General features: G+C 59.0%; 20 protein-coding genes and 1 pseudogene. 11 read left to right on the top strand and 10 right to left on the bottom strand.

The window, feature by feature from the left end; genetic code table 11:
* Positions 1-515 precede the first annotated feature (515 nt).
* The 3 genes and pseudogenes from B9Z39_RS12275 (at position 516) to B9Z39_RS12270 (ending at position 1,424) form a co-directional block, all read left to right on the top strand.
* Positions 516-845, top strand: a complete 330-nt coding sequence (locus B9Z39_RS12275; RefSeq protein ID WP_100146408.1) for an XRE family transcriptional regulator — start codon at positions 516-518, stop codon at positions 843-845.
* A gap of 25 nt (positions 846-870) precedes the next feature.
* Positions 871-1,008, top strand: a pseudogene (locus tag B9Z39_RS16915) (RidA family protein); the annotation flags it as partial.
* Between the two features lie 14 nt (positions 1,009-1,022).
* Entirely contained in the window at positions 1,023-1,424 is a 402-nt protein-coding gene (locus tag B9Z39_RS12270) for a GNAT family N-acetyltransferase (protein WP_108301914.1), read from the top strand.
* On the opposite strand, the gene B9Z39_RS12265 is transcribed toward B9Z39_RS12270, so the two are convergent.
* The 3 genes from B9Z39_RS12265 to B9Z39_RS17230 all read right to left on the bottom strand — a co-directional run bounded on the left by B9Z39_RS12265 (position 1,408) and on the right by B9Z39_RS17230 (position 5,100).
* Positions 1,408-1,944 (bottom strand): DNA-deoxyinosine glycosylase, encoded by a 537-nt coding sequence (locus tag B9Z39_RS12265; protein ID WP_100146406.1) that lies wholly within the window; start codon positions 1,942-1,944, stop codon positions 1,408-1,410. The genes B9Z39_RS12270 and B9Z39_RS12265 overlap by 17 nt on opposite strands.
* A 41-nt stretch (positions 1,945-1,985) precedes the next feature.
* Positions 1,986-2,627 carry an outer membrane lipoprotein chaperone LolA gene (gene lolA / locus B9Z39_RS12260; RefSeq protein WP_233249001.1) on the bottom strand — a complete coding sequence of 214 codons (642 nt, stop codon included), beginning with the start codon at positions 2,625-2,627 and terminating at the stop codon, positions 1,986-1,988.
* A 124-nt stretch (positions 2,628-2,751) separates the two neighbouring features.
* Positions 2,752-5,100 (bottom strand): DNA translocase FtsK, encoded by a 2,349-nt coding sequence (locus B9Z39_RS17230; protein WP_108301913.1) that lies wholly within the window; start codon positions 5,098-5,100, stop codon positions 2,752-2,754.
* A gap of 104 nt (positions 5,101-5,204) precedes the next feature.
* Here B9Z39_RS17230 and trxB point away from each other — a divergent pair, with 104 nt between their 5' ends.
* From trxB to rpmG, 3 genes are all read left to right on the top strand, one after another.
* Positions 5,205-6,161, top strand: coding sequence for a thioredoxin-disulfide reductase (gene trxB / locus B9Z39_RS12250; protein ID WP_108301912.1), 957 nt, complete (start codon positions 5,205-5,207; stop codon positions 6,159-6,161).
* Positions 6,162-6,310: 149 nt separating this feature from the next.
* The gene (gene rpmB, locus B9Z39_RS12245) at positions 6,311-6,544 is read left to right on the top strand and encodes a 50S ribosomal protein L28 (RefSeq protein WP_100146402.1); all 234 of its coding nucleotides are present in this window, start codon (positions 6,311-6,313) and stop codon (positions 6,542-6,544) included.
* Positions 6,545-6,614: 70 nt separating this feature from the next.
* The gene (gene rpmG, locus B9Z39_RS12240) at positions 6,615-6,785 is read left to right on the top strand and encodes a 50S ribosomal protein L33 (protein WP_100131508.1); all 171 of its coding nucleotides are present in this window, start codon (positions 6,615-6,617) and stop codon (positions 6,783-6,785) included.
* A gap of 68 nt (positions 6,786-6,853) precedes the next feature.
* On the opposite strand, the gene B9Z39_RS12235 is transcribed toward rpmG, so the two are convergent.
* Positions 6,854-8,065 (bottom strand): acyl-CoA desaturase, encoded by a 1,212-nt coding sequence (locus tag B9Z39_RS12235; protein WP_108301911.1) that lies wholly within the window; start codon positions 8,063-8,065, stop codon positions 6,854-6,856.
* Positions 8,066-8,100: 35 nt separating this feature from the next.
* Positions 8,101-9,456 (bottom strand): RsmB/NOP family class I SAM-dependent RNA methyltransferase, encoded by a 1,356-nt coding sequence (locus B9Z39_RS12230; RefSeq protein ID WP_108301910.1) that lies wholly within the window; start codon positions 9,454-9,456, stop codon positions 8,101-8,103.
* Between the two features lie 19 nt (positions 9,457-9,475).
* Here B9Z39_RS12230 and B9Z39_RS12225 point away from each other — a divergent pair, with 19 nt between their 5' ends.
* On the top strand, positions 9,476-9,712 hold the full coding sequence (locus tag B9Z39_RS12225) for a DUF1653 domain-containing protein (protein WP_108301909.1): 237 nt from the start codon (positions 9,476-9,478) through the stop codon (positions 9,710-9,712).
* Between the two features lie 19 nt (positions 9,713-9,731).
* Here B9Z39_RS12225 and B9Z39_RS12220 read toward each other — a convergent pair whose 3' ends face one another.
* Complete coding sequence (locus tag B9Z39_RS12220; RefSeq protein ID WP_100146398.1) at positions 9,732-10,847, bottom strand: acyl-CoA dehydrogenase family protein; 1,116 nt, start codon at positions 10,845-10,847, stop codon at positions 9,732-9,734.
* Positions 10,848-10,856: 9 nt separating this feature from the next.
* Positions 10,857-12,077, bottom strand: a complete 1,221-nt coding sequence (locus B9Z39_RS12215) for an acyl-CoA dehydrogenase family protein (protein ID WP_100146397.1) — start codon at positions 12,075-12,077, stop codon at positions 10,857-10,859.
* Between the two features lie 82 nt (positions 12,078-12,159).
* Here B9Z39_RS12215 and purN point away from each other — a divergent pair, with 82 nt between their 5' ends.
* Positions 12,160-12,747 (top strand): phosphoribosylglycinamide formyltransferase, encoded by a 588-nt coding sequence (gene purN, locus B9Z39_RS12210; protein WP_100146396.1) that lies wholly within the window; start codon positions 12,160-12,162, stop codon positions 12,745-12,747.
* 1 nt (position 12,748) lies between these two features.
* Here purN and B9Z39_RS12205 read toward each other — a convergent pair whose 3' ends face one another.
* A complete protein-coding gene (locus tag B9Z39_RS12205) occupies positions 12,749-13,306 on the bottom strand; it encodes an HNH endonuclease (RefSeq protein ID WP_100146395.1) in 558 nt (185 codons plus the stop codon).
* A 114-nt stretch (positions 13,307-13,420) separates the two neighbouring features.
* Here B9Z39_RS12205 and B9Z39_RS12200 point away from each other — a divergent pair, with 114 nt between their 5' ends.
* The 3 genes from B9Z39_RS12200 (at position 13,421) to lspA (ending at position 17,880) form a co-directional block, all read left to right on the top strand.
* On the top strand, positions 13,421-14,398 hold the full coding sequence (locus tag B9Z39_RS12200; RefSeq protein WP_108301908.1) for a bifunctional riboflavin kinase/FAD synthetase: 978 nt from the start codon (positions 13,421-13,423) through the stop codon (positions 14,396-14,398).
* Between the two features lie 104 nt (positions 14,399-14,502).
* Entirely contained in the window at positions 14,503-17,355 is a 2,853-nt protein-coding gene (gene ileS / locus B9Z39_RS12195; RefSeq protein WP_108301907.1) for an isoleucine--tRNA ligase, read from the top strand.
* Between the two features lie 36 nt (positions 17,356-17,391).
* On the top strand, positions 17,392-17,880 hold the full coding sequence (lspA, locus tag B9Z39_RS12190; RefSeq protein ID WP_108301906.1) for a signal peptidase II: 489 nt from the start codon (positions 17,392-17,394) through the stop codon (positions 17,878-17,880).
* 14 nt (positions 17,881-17,894) lie between these two features.
* Here lspA and B9Z39_RS12185 read toward each other — a convergent pair whose 3' ends face one another.
* Both B9Z39_RS12185 and B9Z39_RS12180 read right to left on the bottom strand, forming a co-directional pair.
* On the bottom strand, positions 17,895-18,287 hold the full coding sequence (locus B9Z39_RS12185; protein ID WP_100146391.1) for a type II toxin-antitoxin system HicB family antitoxin: 393 nt from the start codon (positions 18,285-18,287) through the stop codon (positions 17,895-17,897).
* Between the two features lie 73 nt (positions 18,288-18,360).
* Positions 18,361-19,344, bottom strand: coding sequence for a quinone oxidoreductase (locus tag B9Z39_RS12180; protein ID WP_108301905.1), 984 nt, complete (start codon positions 19,342-19,344; stop codon positions 18,361-18,363).
* Between the last annotated feature and the right edge of the window lies 1 nt (position 19,345).

Raw genomic sequence — 19,345 nt, 5'->3', positions numbered from 1 at the left:
CCTTGTGTCCTTGTTTAAGTGATTCAACCTAGAAACGGCAGTCAACCCGTCGCTGCCATCGTCGCTGCCATCGTCGTTGGAGGTCTAAACGGGCCAATGATGGGGGCGATCTTGTCGGTTTGCCTGACTGGAAGGCAAGTCTCAGAGGCCATGCCCTCGCCCAAGCTGCTTGGGCGCAGGCGTTCAGCGAGGGGGATGTGGTTGGGAATGAGGAATCGGGTGATAGCCAAAGTGCAGCGAAGGGGTTCAAGCGGGTAATGCTTGGCGGTTCACATGTCCAAAAAAAGAACCTCATAAGGTACAATTTAAGTGTGTCTTCTTATAGAAAAATTCCAGCAATTTTTTATTGCACTGCGAGTGGCGATGAACCCGTCCGTGACTGGTTGAAGGGACTGGACAAATCAGATCGGCAGAGCATCGGGGAAGACATTGCATACGTGCAGTACAAGTGGCCGATCGGCAAACCAACCCAGCCGATATCGAGTTGGCAAACAAACGATTCAAGGAGTGGCAACATGGCCAAGACAACTAAGCCGAACCCCCATATGGGCAGCAGTTTTGATGACTTCCTCAAAGAGGATGGCATCTATGAAGAGGTACAGGCCCGTGCACTCAAGCGAGCATTGGCCGAGCAATTAGACGACGCCATGCAAAGCGGCAAGATCAGCAAAGTCAGCATGGCGCAACGGATGGCGACCAGCCGCTCCCAGCTTGACCGCGTGCTTGACCCGAGCAACTTGTCCATTCAGCTGGACACCTTGATCAAGGCGGCAAGCGCAGTGGGAAGAACGGTGGAAATTCGTTTGAAGACTACCCCCCAGCGAACGCGCGCTAAGGCAGCGTGAGCAAGATGCATCCATGAGGCTACACAGTGAAGTGAGCGACGGCGCATCCGACGTGCTGTTTCGGGTGTTGGGAGAAGCAGGCCGTCATACGCGAACATCGGTTGGCGTGGCCCAGTTGCCCAAGGGCGCGACCGTTGAACTGGATTTGATGGCAGCGATTTAGCTGAAAGGCCAGCCATGCCGAAGATTGACTACCGACTCAACACTGCGTTGAACACATTTGACATCATCCGTGTCTTCAACAACTCAGGCATCACACGCCCTACGCAAGATGCAGCGCGCATCGCCCTGATGTTTGCCAACGCCAATGTGGTGGTGAGCGCACGGGACGGCGACCACTTGGTGGGCGTGGCGCGGGCATTGAGCGACTTTTGTTATTGCTGCTACCTGTCTGATCTGGCCGTGGACCATGCCTACCAGCGCCAGGGCATCGGCGACGCCTTGATCACCCAGGTACGCCACGCCATGGGCGACGGGGTGTCGCTGATTTTGCTGTCCGCTCCGGGGGCTATGGGCTACTACCCCAAGGTGGGATTCACAGCGGCAGACAACGCGTTTGTGATCAAGCGCCAGGCTTGATCAAGCCCACCGCCTCAAACACCTCGCACCACGCAGCCAACTTGCACGTGAACGACCAGCTGGCATTGGCCGGGCTGGTGGAGGGCAGACGGTACACCGGCAGTCCCAAAGCCTGCGTGATGCGGGCATGGCGAAAGCTCTCGCCACCGTTGTGGGCAACGCCCGCCAAGGCCGGGCAACGCTGGCGCAGGCTGGGTAAATCGTTGACTTGGGCATTTTGAATTTGGCTGTCCAAGCTACCCTCACGCTCACACGCGGCGTACACATCCCACAGGCCCACGCCATGGGCGAGCAACCACTGAGCACGTGCGTCGTAGTGCTGCGCCAGCACAGCCGCTGGGTCGGGCGATAACAAGGTGGCCACGATTTTCCAAAAATGGTTCTGTGGGTGGCCGTAATACTGCTGAGCGCGCAGCGAGGCCACACCCGGAAAACTGCCCAACACGACCAAGCGGGTGTTGGCGCTGAGCAAAGGCGGCAGGCCTTGCAGCGTGGGCTGCGGCGTCGGGTGGCGTGTCATGGGTGCAGCGCCGCCAACGGCCAGGGTGGGCTGAGCTGGACTCAGGGCCGCACCACGTCCACGCCCTTGGGCGGCACAAAGTTGAACTGCGCCACACCCAGATTGGCAGGGTTGATCTCGAAGCGCTCAAAGCTCAGCACCGAGCGTTGGCCCAAGGCGTCCAAGATGTCGAGCTTGTCCAAGGCTGTGCCCTGTGCTTGCACACGCAAGCCAATGCGCACCGACTGCAAAGCACTGTCGCGGCCCTTGGGTGTGGCTTGCACCCACTGCAAGCCGTTGGCGTCGGGCTCGGCTTGCAAGGTGAATTCTTTTTGCAAGGCCGCCAGATCGGCGGCAGTGGCAATCAAGGCGGCGGGCGTGCTGCCCAAGGCTTGGGCTTGCTTGCGGGCTGTCACCTGGGCCAAGTCTGCGTCATACAACCACAAGGTTTGCCCGTCGGCAACGATGGTCTGAGGAAACGGTTTTTGGTAGTCAAAGCGAAAGCGCACCGGCCGCACAAATGCAAAGCTGCCCACCGAGGTTTTGCTGCGCACGGCTTGGTCGGGCCTGGCCGGGGACGTCACCACCTGGGTGAAGTCGGCGCGTCCACTTTGGGTGGTTTTCAAAAAAACAGCCAAGGTGTCTAGGCTGTTGGCATGCGCCACGCCGACGCACGCACACGCCCCAGCCAAAACCCACCCCATCGCCGCATGCCGCATCGCGTGTGTCCAACGCTTCAAGCTGCCCAGAGTCTGTGCGAGCGACACATGAAGTGCTGGCTTGTTCATGGCGAACAGCCGAGGTTTGTCATGCGGTGGACGTGTGACGCTACTCATCGCGCTTGGGCACCAAGATTTCGCGCTGGCCGTTGTTGCTCATGGCGCTGACCATGCCGGCTTTTTCCATGTCTTCCACCAAACGCGCGGCTCGGTTGTAGCCAATTTTCAAGTGGCGCTGCACCAACGAGATGCTGGCCTTGCGGTTTTTCAACACCACCTCGACGGCTTGGTCGTACATCGGGTCTTTTTCTGCGGGTGCGTCGCCAAACAAGTCGGGGCCGCTGGCATTGCCCTCGCCATCGACCGTGCCGCCTTCGAGCACGCCCTCGATGTAGTCGGGCTCGCCTTGGGTCTTGAGGTAGCTCACCACGCGGTGGACTTCTTCATCGCTCACAAAGGCGCCGTGGACGCGAATGGGCAGTCCTGTGCCGCTGGCCATGTAGAGCATGTCACCCATGCCCAACAAGGCTTCGGCGCCCATTTGGTCGAGGATGGTGCGGCTGTCAATCTTGCTGCTGACCTGAAAGGCAATGCGGGTCGGAATGTTGGCCTTGATCAGGCCTGTGATCACGTCCACGCTGGGACGCTGGGTGGCCAAAATCAGGTGAATGCCTGCGGCGCGGGCCTTTTGGGCCAAACGGGCAATCAGCTCTTCGATCTTCTTGCCCACCACCATCATCAGGTCGGCCAATTCGTCGATCACCACCACGATGTGTGGCAAACGCTGCAAGGGCTCAGGCTGCTCGGGTGTCAGGCTGAAGGGGTTGTAGATGAATTCTTCGCGCGCGGCAGCTTCGTCGATCTTGGCGTTGTAGCCGGCCAAGTTGCGTACACCCAGCTTGCTCATGAGCTTGTAGCGCTTTTCCATTTCGCCCACACACCAGTTCAAGCCCTGTGCGGCTTGGCGCATGTCGGTGACCACCGGTGCCAGCAAATGCGGAATACCTTCGTAGACCGACATCTCCAGCATCTTGGGGTCGATCATCAACAGACGCACGTCGCGCGCTTCGGCTTTGTAGAGCAGCGACAAGATCATGGCGTTGATACCCACCGACTTGCCCGAGCCGGTGGTACCAGCCACCAGCACGTGAGGCATCTTGGCCAAATCGGCCACGACGGGGTTACCGACGATGTCTTTGCCCAGCCCCATGGTGAGCATGGACTTGGCTTCGTTGTAAATGTCAGAGCCCAAAATTTCACTCAGGCGAATTGACTGGCGTTTGGCGTTGGGCAGTTCAAGCGCCATGTAGTTTTTGCCGGGAATGGTCTCGACCACACGGATCGACACCAGCGACAAAGAGCGCGCCAAGTCTTTGGCCAGGTTCATCACCTGCGAACCTTTGACACCGGTGGCGGGCTCAATTTCGTAGCGCGTGATCACGGGGCCCGGCGACGCCGCCACCACCCGCACTTCGACGCCAAAGTCTTTGAGCTTTTTCTCGATCATGCGGCTGGTCATCTCCAGCGTCTCGGGGGCCACGGTGTCTTGACGCACCAAGGGGCCGTCGAGCAAGTCCACCTGAGGCAGGCGCGAATCCACCATCTCGGTGAACAAGGGCTTTTGGCGCTCTTTGGCCACGCGCGCGCTCTTGGGCACTTCGACCATTTCAGGCTCAATCACCACCGGCACGGGGTGGTGTTCTTCAATTTCGACCCGCTCTTCAAACACCACTTCTTCGCGTTCACGGGCAGCGGCTTGGCCATAGGCCTCGTCTTGTTCGCGCTCACGGCGCTCGCGCCAAGCCTCGATCCAGCCGTCGACCCAAGCCCCGATGTTCTCGGCGGTTTGAGCCCAGGAGAAACGAAACACCCAAGAGGCACCCACCACACCAAACACAATGAAGATCAAGCCCGACCCGTTGAAGCCCAGCCACTTCAAGCTGAATGGCCCCACCAAATAGCCCAGCACGCCACCGCTCACATGCCCAGGCAAGCGCCCTTCAAAGCGGTACAGGCGGGTCCACTCCAAGCCTACGCTGGAGACGAGCAACAAGGCCAGCCCCGCCCAAAAGGCAAAACGGGTATGCCGCCAGCCCAAGCCATCAGCAGGCGGGGCATCGTCTTCACGCAAACGCTCGGCCAAAGCGGCCAGCCAAGCCACCAAGGCAGCCACATAGCACCACCACACCGAATAGCCGAGCAAGAAAAAGCTCATGTCCCCCAACCAGGCACCCAAGCGGCCACCGAAGTTGCGCACGCTGTTGCCTGTGCCTGAGGTGGTCCACGCAGGATCAAGCGGGTTATGGGTGAGCAGTGCCAACAACCAAAACAGCATGAACACAAAACCAGCGGTGAGCGCGATTTCTTGTGCAAAGCGCCTGAATCCGGTGGGTTTGGCGTCGTCGTCGCCTCGGGTCGGACGACGGTCATTGTTGAGGGTGTTGAGCGAATAGGTCATGTCAGATGGGAGAGCTTACCCGAGGGACGGCCCCACATCACGCAGGGCCGGGGCTGGGTTCTTACAATCTTGTCTTTATTGTCTCTTTCGATCGAGTGGTCCCGATGTCTACCCCCCAACACGCCCAAGTTTTGATTCTCGGTTCTGGCCCTGCGGGCTACACCGCCGCTGTGTACGCGGCGCGCGCCAACTTGAAGCCCTTGCTGATCACGGGCATGGCTCAAGGCGGCCAATTGATGACCACCACCGAGGTGGACAACTGGCCTGCCGATGTGAACGGCGTGCAAGGCCCCGAGCTGATGCAGCGATTTCAGCAACACGCTGAGCGTTTCAACACCCAGATCGTGTTTGACCACATCCACACGGTTGATTTCTCCAAGCGCCCTTTCACACTGACGGGCGACAGCGGTGTCTACACCTGCGACAGCCTGATCATTTGCACCGGTGCTTCGGCCAAATACCTGGGCCTGCCCTCTGAAGAGGCGTTCATGGGCCGTGGCGTGTCGGGTTGTGCCACCTGTGACGGCTTTTTCTACCGCGAGCAACCGGTATGCGTGGTGGGCGGTGGCAACACCGCGGTGGAAGAGGCGCTGTACCTCTCCAACATCGCCAGCGTGGTGCACCTGATCCATCGCCGCGACAAGTTCAAGGCTGAAGCGATCTTGATTGACAAGCTGATGGACAAGGTGGCCGCAGGCAAGATCGTGTTGCAAACCCACAGCACCCTGGACGAAGTGCTGGGTGACGCCTCGGGCGTGACCGGCGTGCGCCTGAAAAGCACCCAAGACGGCAGCACCCGTGACCTGACGCTGCAAGGCTGTTTCATTGCCATTGGCCACCACCCCAACACCGACATCTTTCAAGGTCAGCTGACCATGAAGGACGGCTACATCGTCACCCAAGGCGGCTTGCAGGGTTTTGCCACCATGACCAGCGTGCCGGGTGTCTTTGCGGCTGGCGACGTGCAAGACCATGTGTACCGCCAAGCCATCACCAGCGCCGGCACGGGCTGCATGGCCGCCTTGGACGCCCAACGCTTCTTGGAACAAGAAGGCGTTTGATAAAACGCTATAATTTCAGGCTTTGTTGAATATGGCCCCGTCTTTCAGATGGGGACAAAGCTGCAAATGTCGGGTTACCGCCACCCTTTCTGGCGAGGTGAGGCGCTCGTGACAACGAGCTGCCGTATAGAAAATCATGGAGTGTCCACATGGCACGCGTATGTGAAGTAACGGGCAAAGGCCCGATGACGGGGAACAACGTTTCCCACGCCAACAACAAAACCAAGCGCCGGTTCTTGCCGAACCTGCAATACCGCCGTTTCTGGGTGGAGACCGAAAACCGTTGGGTGCGCTTGCGCGTGTCTAGTGCGGCTCTGCGCCTGATCGACAAAAATGGCATTGACTCTGTGCTGGCCGATTTGCGCGCCCGCGGTCAGGCTTGATGATTTGCGGGACAGACCGAAGCTTGCAAGCTCTGTCCTCAACTGACTAAATCAATTTAAGGAAACGATCATGGCATCCAAAGGCGGACGCGAGAAAATCAAGCTGGAATCGACAGCCGGCACCGGTCACTTTTACACGACCAGCAAAAACAAGAAAACCATGCCCGAGAAAATGTTGATCATGAAATTTGATCCCAAAGCTCGCAAGCACGTGGAATACAAGGAAACCAAGCTGAAGTAATTCAGACTGGCCCAATAAAAAACCCGCTGATCGCAAGAACAGCGGGTTTTTGTTTGAAGGAGCGAGGCTTAAGCGTGCACGGCACGCAAGCGCACAGAGAACTCTTGCAACGCAGCAATGCCACTGTCTTCAGCGCGCTTGCACCAGGCTTGCAGGTCCAGCGCCAACTGGGCGCGGTTGTGGCCCGTGTTGAGCCACAGCTGACGCAGTTCTTCGCGCATACGCACCATCTTGTCTGCCACAGGCAGCACCGCACGGGCTTGGGCGAGTTGGGCCACCACCGCCGCAGGGATTTTCTCTGCATCACGGTGCATCCAGCGCTTGGCGGCAGCCAACACAGATTCGGCAGGCTTGGCTGGCAAGCTGGCAATCTCTTGCTGCATGGCACTGCGCAATTGGCGTGCGTAATTGGCCATCACTTCGTAGCGGTTGGCAATCACGGCTTCCAGAGTCTTCTCATCAGCCACAGGCTTGATGTCGCCAAACGCCAGCTTAGGAGGCGTTTTCTTGACCGTGGCCAAACCGAAAGTTTCCAAAATACGGATGTACGCCCAGCCCAGATCAAACTCATAGGGCTTGACCGACAGCTTGGCCGAAGTGGGGTAGGTGTGGTGGTTGTTGTGCAACTCTTCGCCACCAATGATGATGCCCCAGGGGGAAATGTTGGTGCTGGCGTCAGGGGCCTCAAAGTTACGGTACCCCCAGTAATGCGCCGCACCGTTGATGATGCCCGCGGCAGTGACAGGAATCCACATCATCTGCACGGCCCAAATGGTCAGACCGATGGCACCGAACAGCGCCAAATTGATGATCAGCATCAGGGCCACGCCCTGCCAAGAAAAACGGGTGTAGACGTTGCGCTCGATCCAGTCGTCCGGTGTGCCATGGCCATAACGGGCCAGGGTGTCGAGATTTTTGGATTCTTTGCGGTACAGCTCAGCACCGGTCAACAACACGGTTTTGATGCCGTACACATGGGGGCTGTGCGGGTCTTCAGCCTGTTCGCACTTGGCGTGGTGCTTGCGGTGAATGGCGGTCCACTCTTTGGTCACTTGGCCCGTGGTCAACCACAGCCAGAAACGGAAAAAGTGCGACACGATGGGGTGCAAGTCCAGCGCACGGTGTGCGGAATGGCGGTGCAAATAAATCGTCACGCTGGCGATGGTGATGTGCGTCAACCCTAAGGTCACCAACACCACTTGCCACCAGGTCAGGTCAAGCAGGCCGTGGCCCAACCAAAACAGGGTTGCGTCAAGCCAAGGCCAATTGGGTAACAACATGCGAAGTTTCCAGTTTCAATGAATATTTGATAATTTTACTTGCGGGTCCAGGCGGCAGCAAAAAAGCCATCCGTGGCATGTAGATGGGGCCAAAGGCGCAAATACAAGCCATCTGGCGTGCAAAGAGACGCCGCGTTTTCCACCTTCAGCTCGACCAGGGTCTGGGCTGCCGACATCGGAACAAAGTCAGGATGGGCGGCGCTGAAAGCTTGGGCAATGGCTTCGTTCTCTTCAGGCAACACGCTACAGGTGGCGTACACCAGACGACCACCGGATTTGAGCAAGCGTGCGGCGCTGGCCAAAATAGCCGTTTGTTTGACGGTCAACTCGGCCACCGCTTGCGGGGACTGACGCCATTTCATGTCAGGGTTGCGGCGCAAGGTGCCCAGGCCCGAACAGGGCGCATCGACCAGCACACGGTCAATCTTGCCGCTCAAGCGTTTCACCCGGTCATCACGTTCATGGGCAATGGCCGCAGGGTGCACATTGGAGAGCTTGCTGCGGGCCAAGCGTGGCTTCAAGGCTTCCAAACGGTGGGCGGAGGTGTCAAACGCGTACAACCGTCCAGTGCTGCGCATGGCCGCACCAATGGCCAAGGTCTTACCACCGGCACCGGCACAAAAGTCCACCACCATTTCGCCTCGCTTGGCGTCGAGCAACAAAGCCAAGAGCTGCGAGCCCTCGTCTTGCACCTCGATGGCCCCACGGGCAAAGGCGTCGAGTTGGCTCAGGGCTGGTTTGCCGTCAATGCGCAAGCCCCAGGGGGAATAAGGCGTCAGCGTGGCTTGGATGCCTGCCAGTTTGAGCTCGTGCTGCACATCGCTGCGTTTGTCGGTGAAAGTGTTGACGCGCAAGTCCAGCGGAGCGGAACCATTGAGGCGCGCCACCAAGGGCCAAAACCCATCGCCCACTTGGGCTTTGAGCGGGGCCACCAGCCACTCGGGCAGGTTGTGGCGATGGCGCTCCATCAAATCGGCTGTTTGCACCTGGGCACAGGCGTCGAGCCAGACAATTTCTGGGTCACTCAGGGCACTCTTCAAAAAGTCGCGCGGACCCGAGCTGTCGGCCTTGCGTTTGCCGGGGGCTGGCTTGTTGCCTGACGCGCCCGAAGCCATCGGCGCTTGCTGGTCCAAGTGCTCCGCAAAGCCCAGGATGGCCAAACGGCGCTCTTTGGGGCCAGAGCCTGAGGGCGCAAAGTGGTCGTAGCGCAATTTGTAGCGCAAGACGTTGTAAACCGTCTCAGCCAGGGCAGCACGCTCGCGCGGGCCAAAGGCATAGGTTTTGCGGTAGTCACGGAAAAACTTAGAAACCACGGCGTCAGCCGGGTGGTCAAACTTCAAGGTGAGGCGAACAAGCTCGGTACAAGCTTCTAACAAGGCTTTTGGGTGCATAAGGTGTATTGTCCCACCCATGAACGACCAAGACCTCCCCCCTCTCGAAGAAACCCCCACCGGCCTGTACCGCCACTACAAAGGCGGCATGTACGAGGTGATTGGCACCGCGCGCCACAGCGAAACGCTAGAGCCCATGACGGTGTACCGCGCACTCTATGGCGCCCATGGTCTGTGGGTGCGACCCGCGGCCATGTTCACCGAACAGGTGGTGATCGACGGCCTGCTTCAACCGCGCTTTCAGCGCGCCAACTGAAGGCCACATTCAGCCTGCGTCAGGCAAACACGCCTGCGGTGTCTTGCATTTGCGCCGAGACCTGGCCCAAGTGGTGCAGGGTGTCGCCAAAGCTCAGCTCAAGCTGCGTGAGCTTCTTGAAGTAGTGGCTCACGATGTATTCATCGGTCACCCCAATGCCGCCATGCAGCTGCACCGCCTGTTGGCCCACAAAGCGCATCGACGTGCCCAACTGGTACTTGGCACGCGCCATGGCACGGCGACGTTCGTCCTGCGGGGCGTTGAGCTTGAGGGATGCGTAGTAGCTCATGGAGCGGGCCAACTCCAGTTGCATCTTCATGTCGGCCACGCGGTGGCGCAAGGCCTGAAAACTGCTGATGGCCACACCAAACTGCTTGCGCATGTTCATGTACTCCACCGTGATAGCCACGGTTTTGTCCATCACCCCCACGGCCTCGGCACACACAGCCGCAATGCCAATGTCTTGCGCGTGCAGCAAAGCCGTCATGCCGTCGGCGGTCACCAAGGTGGCTGGCGTTTGGTGCAAGCTCAGCTCAGCCGCACGGCTGCCGTCTTGCGTGAGGTAACCCCGGGTCGCCACGCCAGCGGCGTTGCGCTCCACCAAATACAGCCCCATTTGGCCCTTAGCCATGGCAGGCACCAGCCACGCATCGGCCTGGTCACCCGCAGGCACCACGCTCTTGGCACCAGTCAAGGTCCACTGCCCGTTTTGCAATTCGGCAGTGGTCTGGCAATGGGCCAATTGGTAACGCGCGGCGCGCTCTTGATGCGCCAGCACCACCAAAGCCTCACCCGTGGCCACCTTCTCGCACCATGCCGCTTGCACCTCGGCAGGGGCATAGCCTGAGAGCACTGCCCCGGCGATCAAGGTCTGCGCCAAAGGTTCGAGCACGATGCCACGCCCCAACTCTTCCATCACCACCATGCCCTCGACTGGCCCCATCCCCAAGCCACCCAAGGCTTCAGGAATGTAGAGGCCACCCAGCCCCAAGTCGGTCAATTCGCCATAAGCGGCACGCGAAAAACCGCCCTCGGCCACCACCGCACGGCGACGCTCAAAGTCGTAGCCTTTGTCGACCCACTTGCGTACCGCATCACGCAGTTGCTCTTGTTCGTCTGAAAAATTGAAGTCCATGTCTGTTCCTTATCCGAGCACCACTTGGGCCACGATGTTGCGCTGCACTTCGTTGGAGCCACCGTAAATGGTGGTCTTGCGCATGTTGAAGTAGCTCGATGCCAGCGGCGCAGCATGCATGGCACCGCCCGTCCACAAGCCACTGAGCGCAGGGTCGCCCTGCCAGCCCGCCTCCATCGCTTCTTCGATGAACGGCACACTGGCAGGCCCAGCGGCCAGCATCATCAGCTCGGTGTAACGCTGCTGAATTTCGCTGCCTTTGATTTTCAGCAAGCCTGCGATGTCGAGCGTTTGTTTGCCCGACTTCTCGGCGGACAGCACGCGCAGCACCAGCATCTCCAGCGCCACCACATCCACTTCGAGCTTGGCAATTTCATCGCGAAAACGCAGGGCCTCCACACCGCCTGTGGCCGGGTCGTAGACGCCCTCGGCTTTGGCAATGCGCTTCAAGCGTTCCAATTCACGCTTGGCACGGTTGACGTCGGCAATGTTGGTGCGCTCATGCGCCAGCAAATGCTTGGCGTAAGTCCAGCCTTTGTTCTCTTCGCCAATCAGGTTTTCAACGGGTACCTGCACGTTGTCAAACCACACCTCGTTGACCTCGCACTCGCCGTCCAGCAGCTTGATGGGGCGCACACTCACGCCAGGCGACTTCATGTCAATCAGCAAAAAGGAGATACCGGTTTGCGGTTTGCCCTCGTTGCTGGTGCGCACCAGACAAAAAATCCACTCGCCGTATTGACCCAAGGTGGTCCAAGTTTTTTGGCCATTGACCACATAGTGGTTGCCCACACGCTCGGCACGCGTTTTGACCGAGGCCAGGTCTGAGCCGGAGCCAGGCTCGCTGTAGCCCTGACTCCACCACACCTCACCGCTGGCGATGCCGGGTAAAAAGCGCTGCTGTTGCTCGGCATTGCCAAAGGCCATGATCACCGGGGCCACCATGACCGGGCCAAACGGCACGATGCGTGGCGCGCCTGCCAACGCACACTCTTCTTCGAACAAATGTTTTTGCACCGCTGTCCAGCCTGGGCCACCAAATTGCTTGGGCCAGCCGTAACCCAACCAGTTCTTTTGGCCCAAAATTTTGGCCCAACGCTGCATGTCGTCGCGCGTCAAGCGCAAGGCGTTGTGCACTTTGTGCGAAATGTCAGGCGGCAAATTGGCGTGCACCCATGCACGCACTTCTTGACGAAACGCCTCTTCTTCGGGGGTAAAAGCCAAATCCATCGTGGTACTTCCTTCGCCAAAACGTGATTCCTCGTTTTTAGCACGACCGTGCGATTTTTTACCCCTGGATAATTCGGACCAGATGAAAAATATCGTGATCCTGATTTCTGGCAGCGGCTCCAACATGGCTGCCATCGTGCAAACCGCACAAGCCGAGCAATGGGCCAAGCACCTGAACGCACGCATCAGCGCCGTCATCAGCAACCGCCCCAACGCGCCCGGCTTGGCATTGGCCAAGTCCCAAGGCATTGCCACCGCAGTGGTCGAGCACACCGCTTTTGCCGCACACGCGCAACCACGTGAGGCCTTTGACGCCGCCTTGATGGCCGTGATCGACACCTATCAACCGCATCTGGTGGTGCTGGCGGGTTTCATGCGCATCCTGACCCCTGGATTTGTGACGCATTACGCCGGGCGTTTGATCAATATTCACCCTTCGCTGCTGCCCGCGTTCACGGGACTGCGCACCCACGAACGTGCGCTGAAAGCCGGTTGCAAATTCGCTGGGGCCACCGTGCACCGCGTGACCGCAGAGTTAGACCACGGGGAAATCTTGGCGCAAGCGGTGGTGCCCGTATTAGTCGGTGACACCCCAGACACCTTGGCCGAGCGCGTGCTGGCGCAAGAGCATGTGATGTACCCGAAAACAGTGGCGCAACTGCTGCAATAACTCAAGCCAAGAGCCGAGAGCTCTTGGGCACATGCGCCATCAAAAACTCCATCTGATCGGACAGGATGCGGCGGTTGCGCAAGATGAAGTCTTCCCACAGGCTGGGTACGTAAGGGGCATACAGCAAAGGCATATGCGCCTGTTCCGGCGTGCGGTTGCCTTTGCGGTGGTTGCATGACTTGCACGACGTGACCACATTCATCCAGTGGTCCATGCCTTGTTGGCCAAAGGGCCGAATGTGCTCACGCGTGAGTTCGGTGTCGTGAAAATGGTCGCCGCAGTAAGCACAAATATTGCGATCACGGGCAAACAACTTGGCGTTGGTCAGGCCGGGCTTTAAATCAAAAGGGTTGATGTTGGGCACACCTCGCGTGCCGATGATGCTGTTGACAGCAATCACCGACAACTCGCCCGTGATGGCATTGGTACCGCCATGAAACACCGCCACCTCGCCGCCAGACTCCCAGCGCACGTCTCCCGCTGCGTAATGGATGACCGCTTCTTCCAGCGAGATCCAGGATTGGGGCAGCCCCTGGGCCGAGAGTTTCAAGACCTTCACAACACACCTCCATCATTCGAGTTCAAAACACCGATTCGGAATGCACACGTCTATCAAGGACAATATACAGCGATTGCGTGTCAAGTCCTTGTCACGCACCAACTATTCAGCACCATGCAAGTTTTCAGAGGTTTTCACCACCGTGCGCTCGCACCTGCCTGCGCCCTGACCATCGGCAACTTTGACGGTGTGCATCGAGGCCACCAGGCCATGCTGGCCTTGCTACAAAACGAAGCCCGCCACCGGGGCGTGCCCAGTTGCGTGATGACGTTCGAGCCGCATCCACGCGACTTCTTCGCCCAACGCTTTCAACAGCCCGAACTGGCGCCTGCGCGCATCGCCACGTTGCGCGACAAACTCAACGAATTACGGGCCTGCGGCGTCGACCAATGCGTGGTGCTGCCTTTCAACCACGCCTTCGCTTCTCAACAACCTGAAGCTTTTATCCAGGACGTGCTGTGCCAAGGCCTGGGCGTGAAGTACGTGCTGGTCGGCGACGACTTCTGCTTTGGTGCCAAGCGTGCGGGCGACTACGCCATGCTCGATGCCGCAGGGGCGAAACTGGGCTTCGACGTGGCACGCATGAACAGCTACGAGGTACATGGCTTGCGCGTATCGAGTTCAGCCGTGCGGGATGCCTTGGCGCGGGGCGACATGCACGCAGCGGCTCAGTTGCTGGGGCGTCCCTACGCCATCTCAGGCCATGTGGTGCATGGCCGCAAACTCGGACGCGAACTCAACTGCCGCACCCTGAACTTGCGCTTTTCGCACTGGAAACCTGCTGCCAGTGGCATCTTCGTGGTGCGCGTCCACGGCCTGGACGACACCCCCTTGACCGGGGTGGCCAACTTAGGCATTCGACCCTCGCTTGACGCCAACGATGTGAACGGGGGCCGAGTGCTGCTGGAAACCCATTGCCTGGACTGGCCGACTCGCCTAGGCGACGAAGGGGGCTACGGTAAAATCATCCGCGTGGAACTGCTACATAAATTGCACGACGAGCGCAAATACGACGGTCTGGAAGCCTTGCAACAAGGCATACGCCAAGACTGTGAGGACGCGCGTGCCTGGGCCCTCAGCGCCCGAATTTGACGGGGCACGCCCGACGCACCTTGCCCCGCGTCTGTCCTTGAAGCCCTAAGCCCGCCCCTTCAGCGAGCCTTCGCCCAACCCGCCTTGCCCGATTTGAAACTGCCATGACCGACAAAACCGCCTCCCCCGACACACGCATCAACATGATGGACACGCCGTTCCCCATGCGTGGCGATTTGCCCAAGCGCGAGCCCGGTTGGGTCAAGCAGTGGAACGAACAAGGTTTGTACAAAAAGCTGCGTGTGGCGCGCCGAGGCGCACCCTTGTTTGTGTTGCACGACGGCCCGCCCTACGCCAACGGCAAACTGCACATTGGCCATGCGCTCAACAAAGTGCTCAAGGACATGATCGTCAAGTCCAAGCAACTCGCGGGGTTTGACGCGCAGTACATCCCCGGCTGGGACTGCCATGGCCTGCCGATTGAAAACGCGATTGAAAAACTGCACGGACGCAAGCTCAGCCGCGATGACATGCAAGCCAAAAGCCGCGCCTTTGCCACCGAACAAATTGAGCAACAGCGCGAGGACTTCAAACGCCTGGGCGTGCTGGGCGACTGGGAGCGCCCCTACCGCACCATGGACCCAGCCAACGAAGCGGGCCAACTGCGCGCCTTCAAACGCGTGATCGAGCGTGGCTTTGTCTACCGTGGCTTGAAGCCCGTCTACTGGTGCTTTGACTGCGGCTCGTCTTTGGCCGAGTTTGAAATTGAATACGCCGACAAGAAAAGCGAAACCCTGGATGTGGCCTTCCAATGCGCCCAACCCGACCAGCTCGCCACAGCCTTCGGACTGCCCAAGCTCGACAAAGACGCTTATGCCGTGATCTGGACCACCACCGCATGGACCATTCCTGCCAACCAGGCTTTGAACCTCAACCCAGAGTTGACCTACGCCTTGGTCGACACCGAACGTGGTTTGTTGATGTGCGCCGAGTCCTTGGTGGCGAAATGTCTGGAGCGCTGGCAACTCAGCGGCGCCGTCGTTGCGACCACCTTGGGTAAAACACTCGACCACATCGCATTCCACCACCCGCTGTCACACGTGGACGCAGGCTACCAACGCACCGCACCGGTGTACCTGGCCGACTACGCCACCGCCGACGACGGCACCGGCATCGTGCACAGCGCCCCGGCTTATGGCGTGGATGACTTCAACTCCTGCATGGCGCACGGCATGAAGTACACCGACATCTTGAACCCGGTCCAAGGCAACGGCGCGTATGCCGCTGACTTCCCCTTGTTCGGTGGCCTGCACATCTGGAAAGCTGTGCCTGTGATTTTGGAAACCTTGAAAAGTGCCGGACGTTTGCTGGCCACACAAACCATCACCCACAGCTACCCGCATTGCTGGCGGCACAAAACGCCCGTCATCTACCGCGCGGCGGCCCAATGGTTCATCCGCATGGACGAAGGCCCAGGTGTCTTCACCACCGACAAAGCCCCGAAGACGCTGCGCCAACTCGCACTCGACGCGATCGAACACACCCAGTTCTACCCAGAAAACGGCAAAGCGCGTTTGCGCGACATGATTGCCAACCGCCCCGACTGGTGCATCTCGCGCCAACGCAGCTGGGGCGTGCCGGTGCCGTTCTTCTTGCACAAAGACAGTGGCGAGTTGCACCCACGCACCATGGCCATCTTGGACCAAGCGGCTGACATCGTGGAACAAGGCGGCATCGAAGCCTGGAGCCGCGTGACGGTGGAAGACATCTTGAACCAAGCGGGCGACGACGCAGCCCAGTACACCAAGAGCACCGACATCTTGGAGGTGTGGTTTGACTCGGGCTCGACCTTCCAACACGTGCTGCGCGGTAGCCACAAAAACGCCTATGACCGCGCGCCTTTCCACGCAGAAGGCCCCGAAGCCGACCTGTACCTCGAAGGCCACGACCAGCACCGGGGCTGGTTCCACAGCTCGCTGTTGTTGGGCTGCGCCTTGTATGACCGCGCGCCCTACAAAGGCCTGTTGACGCACGGCTTTGCCACCGACGGTCAAGGCCGCAAGATGAGCAAAAGCCTGGGCAACACGGTCGCGCCCCAGGAAGTCACAGAGAAGATGGGCGCAGAAATTGTGCGTCTGTGGGTGGCCTCCACCGACTACTCGGGTGACCTCAACATCGACGACAAAATCTTGGCCCGCGTGGTCGACGCCTACCGCCGCATTCGCAATACCTTGCGCTTTTTGCTCGCCAACGTGAGCGACTTTGACCCGGCACAAGACGCGGTAGCGTTTGACGATTTGCTGGAGATTGACAAGTACGCGCTGTCACGCGCCGCGCAACTGCAAGCCGATATCCGTGCGCACTTTGATGTGTACGAGTTCCACCCCGTGGTGTCCAAATTGCAGGTCTATTGCTCAGAAGACTTGGGCGCGTTTTACCTGGACGTGCTCAAAGACCGCCTGTACACCTCAGCGCCTAAATCGCTGGCACGCCGCAGTGCGCAAACCGCGTTGCACCAAATCACCCATGCCATGCTGCGCTGGATGGCACCGTTCTTGAGCTTCACCGCCGAAGAGGCGTGGGGTTTGTTTGGCAACTCCGAATCCATCTTCCTGGAAACCTTTGTAGATTTGGGTCAGGCCGACACCGCCTTGCTGGCCAAGTGGGCACGCATTGGCGAAATTCGCAATGCAGTCAACAAAGACATCGAGACCGTGCGTGCTGATGGCAAATTGGGCTCGTCGCTGCAAGCCAACATCGCGTTGCAAGTCAATGCCAACGACTACACCCTCTTGAACAGCCTGGGTGAAGACTTGAAATTTGTCTTCATCACCTCCGCCATTGCCTTGACACAAGGCGAAGCCCTGGCCACCCAAGTGAGCGTGAGCTCCGATGCCAAATGCGAGCGCTGCTGGCACTACCGCGACGACGTGGGCCACAACGCAGCCCACCCCACCTTGTGTGGTCGCTGCACCAGCAACCTGTATGGCGAGGGCGAAGTACGCCACTGCGCTTGACGCCTTCCACTCATACTGACACTCGACACCTGACATATGACACGCCACCACACCCCGTCCCATTGGCTTTGGCTCGGCTTAGCCTTGGTGGTGGTGCTGGCTGACCAGTTCACCAAGGTGTTGATCGTGGGTCGCTATGGCTTGGGTGAGGGTTTTGCAGTCACAGAGTTTTTCAACATCGTGCGGGTGCACAACACAGGCGCTGCGTTTTCGTTTTTAGCCAGCGCAGGTGGCTGGCAACGCTGGTTTTTCACTGGTCTGGGCTTGGTCTCGGCAGGCGTGATCATGTGGATGCTCAAAAAACATCCTGGACAAAAACTCTTTGGCTTTGCCCTGGCCTGCATCTTGGGCGGTGCGGTGGGCAATGTGATGGACCGCGTGCTCTACGGCTACGTGGTCGACTTTCTGGACTTTCATCACGCAGGCATCCACTTTCCGGCCTTCAACTTGGCCGACAGCGCCATCACCCTGGGCGCAGCTTGCTTGGTACTGGACGAGGTGTTGCGCGTGCGGCGCGGGCATTGAACCCACGCACGCCATCAAGCACTGATGGCCAAATGCGCGATGTAGGCTGAACGAGACTCGCCAAATGCCTTGGCCTTGGCATCCAAACGGGCCAGCACACGCTTGGGCAGCGTGATATTCACACGCTCGATCTCGTCGGACAACAAGGCCGGATCAATCTCTGCCACAGCCCAAACCCAGCCTTTGAATTCACGTTTTCTTTGCAACTGCGTGATCGAACTCGCAGCAGGAATGGTTTGTCCCAAATCCAACGCTGTTTCAATCCAAAGCTCAATCGCCTCTTTGGCATTTTCAATGGCCTCATCCATGCCGGAATCAGAGGCAGAAAAACAGCCCGGCAAATCGGGCACCACAACGCCCCACGAGGTCGTGGCGTTTTCAGGTTCAATGGCAATCGGGTACTTCATGGTGTGTTCTCGCTTTAAAAAAGCCCTGCTGTCACCAGCAGGGCTTTTTACCAACTCAGGTTGAACAATCAGATCACAGCGTGATGATGGTGCAACCGGTGGTCTTGCGTGCTTCCAAGTCGCGGTGCGCTTGGGCAATGTCGGCCAGCTTGTAGGTTTGGTCGATGTGGATCTTGACCTTGCCGCTGGTGACGGCTTCAAACAAATCGTCGGCCATTTCTTGCGTGCTCTCGCGAGTCACGATGTGGCTGAACAAGGTTTGACGGGTCACATAGATCGAACCCTTGTTGCCCAAGATGCCGGGGGCAAATGGCGGCACAGGACCGGATGCATTGCCAAAGCTGGCCATCAGGCCGAACGGTGCGATGCAGTCGAGCGATTTGTCCCAGGTGTCTTTGCCCACCGAGTCATAGACCACTTTCACGCCTTTGCCGCCGGTGATTTCTTTCACGCGAGCCAAGAAGTCCTCGGTGGAATAGTTGATCACAAAGGCCGCGCCGTTGTCTTTGGCCAGCTGGCATTTGGCGTCACTGCCTGCGGTGCCAATCAGTTGGTAGCCCAGGGCACGCGCCCATTGGCAGGCGATCAAGCCCACACCACCCGCGGCGGCGTGGAACAAGATGAAGTCACCAGCTTTCAAGCCACCTTGGGGCAAAGTGCGCTTGAGCAGGTACTGGGCCGTCAAGCCCTTGAGCATCATGGCGGCACCGGTTTCAAACGAAATGGCGTCAGGCAATTTGCACACGCACTTGGCAGGCATCACACGCACTTCGCAGTAGCTGCCCGAGGGGTGGCTGGCGTAGGCTGCACGGTCACCGACCTTCAAATGGGTCACGCCTTCGCCTACGGCTTCCACAATGCCGGAAGCTTCCATGCCCAAACGCACCGGCATGGGTGCAGGGTACAGCCCAATGCGTTGGTACACGTCGATGAAGTTCAAGCCAATGGCTTTGTGGCGGATGCGGATTTCACCGGGGCCTGGTTCGCCCACGGTCACATCGACCAATTTCATTTCTTCGGGACCGCCGTGTTTTTCAATGATGACTGCTTGGGTCATG

The organism is Limnohabitans sp. JirII-29 (assembly GCF_003063395.1).
Taxonomy (GTDB): Bacteria; Pseudomonadota; Gammaproteobacteria; order Burkholderiales; family Burkholderiaceae_C; genus Limnohabitans.
This window is presented reverse-complemented; position numbering and strand designations above follow the sequence as displayed.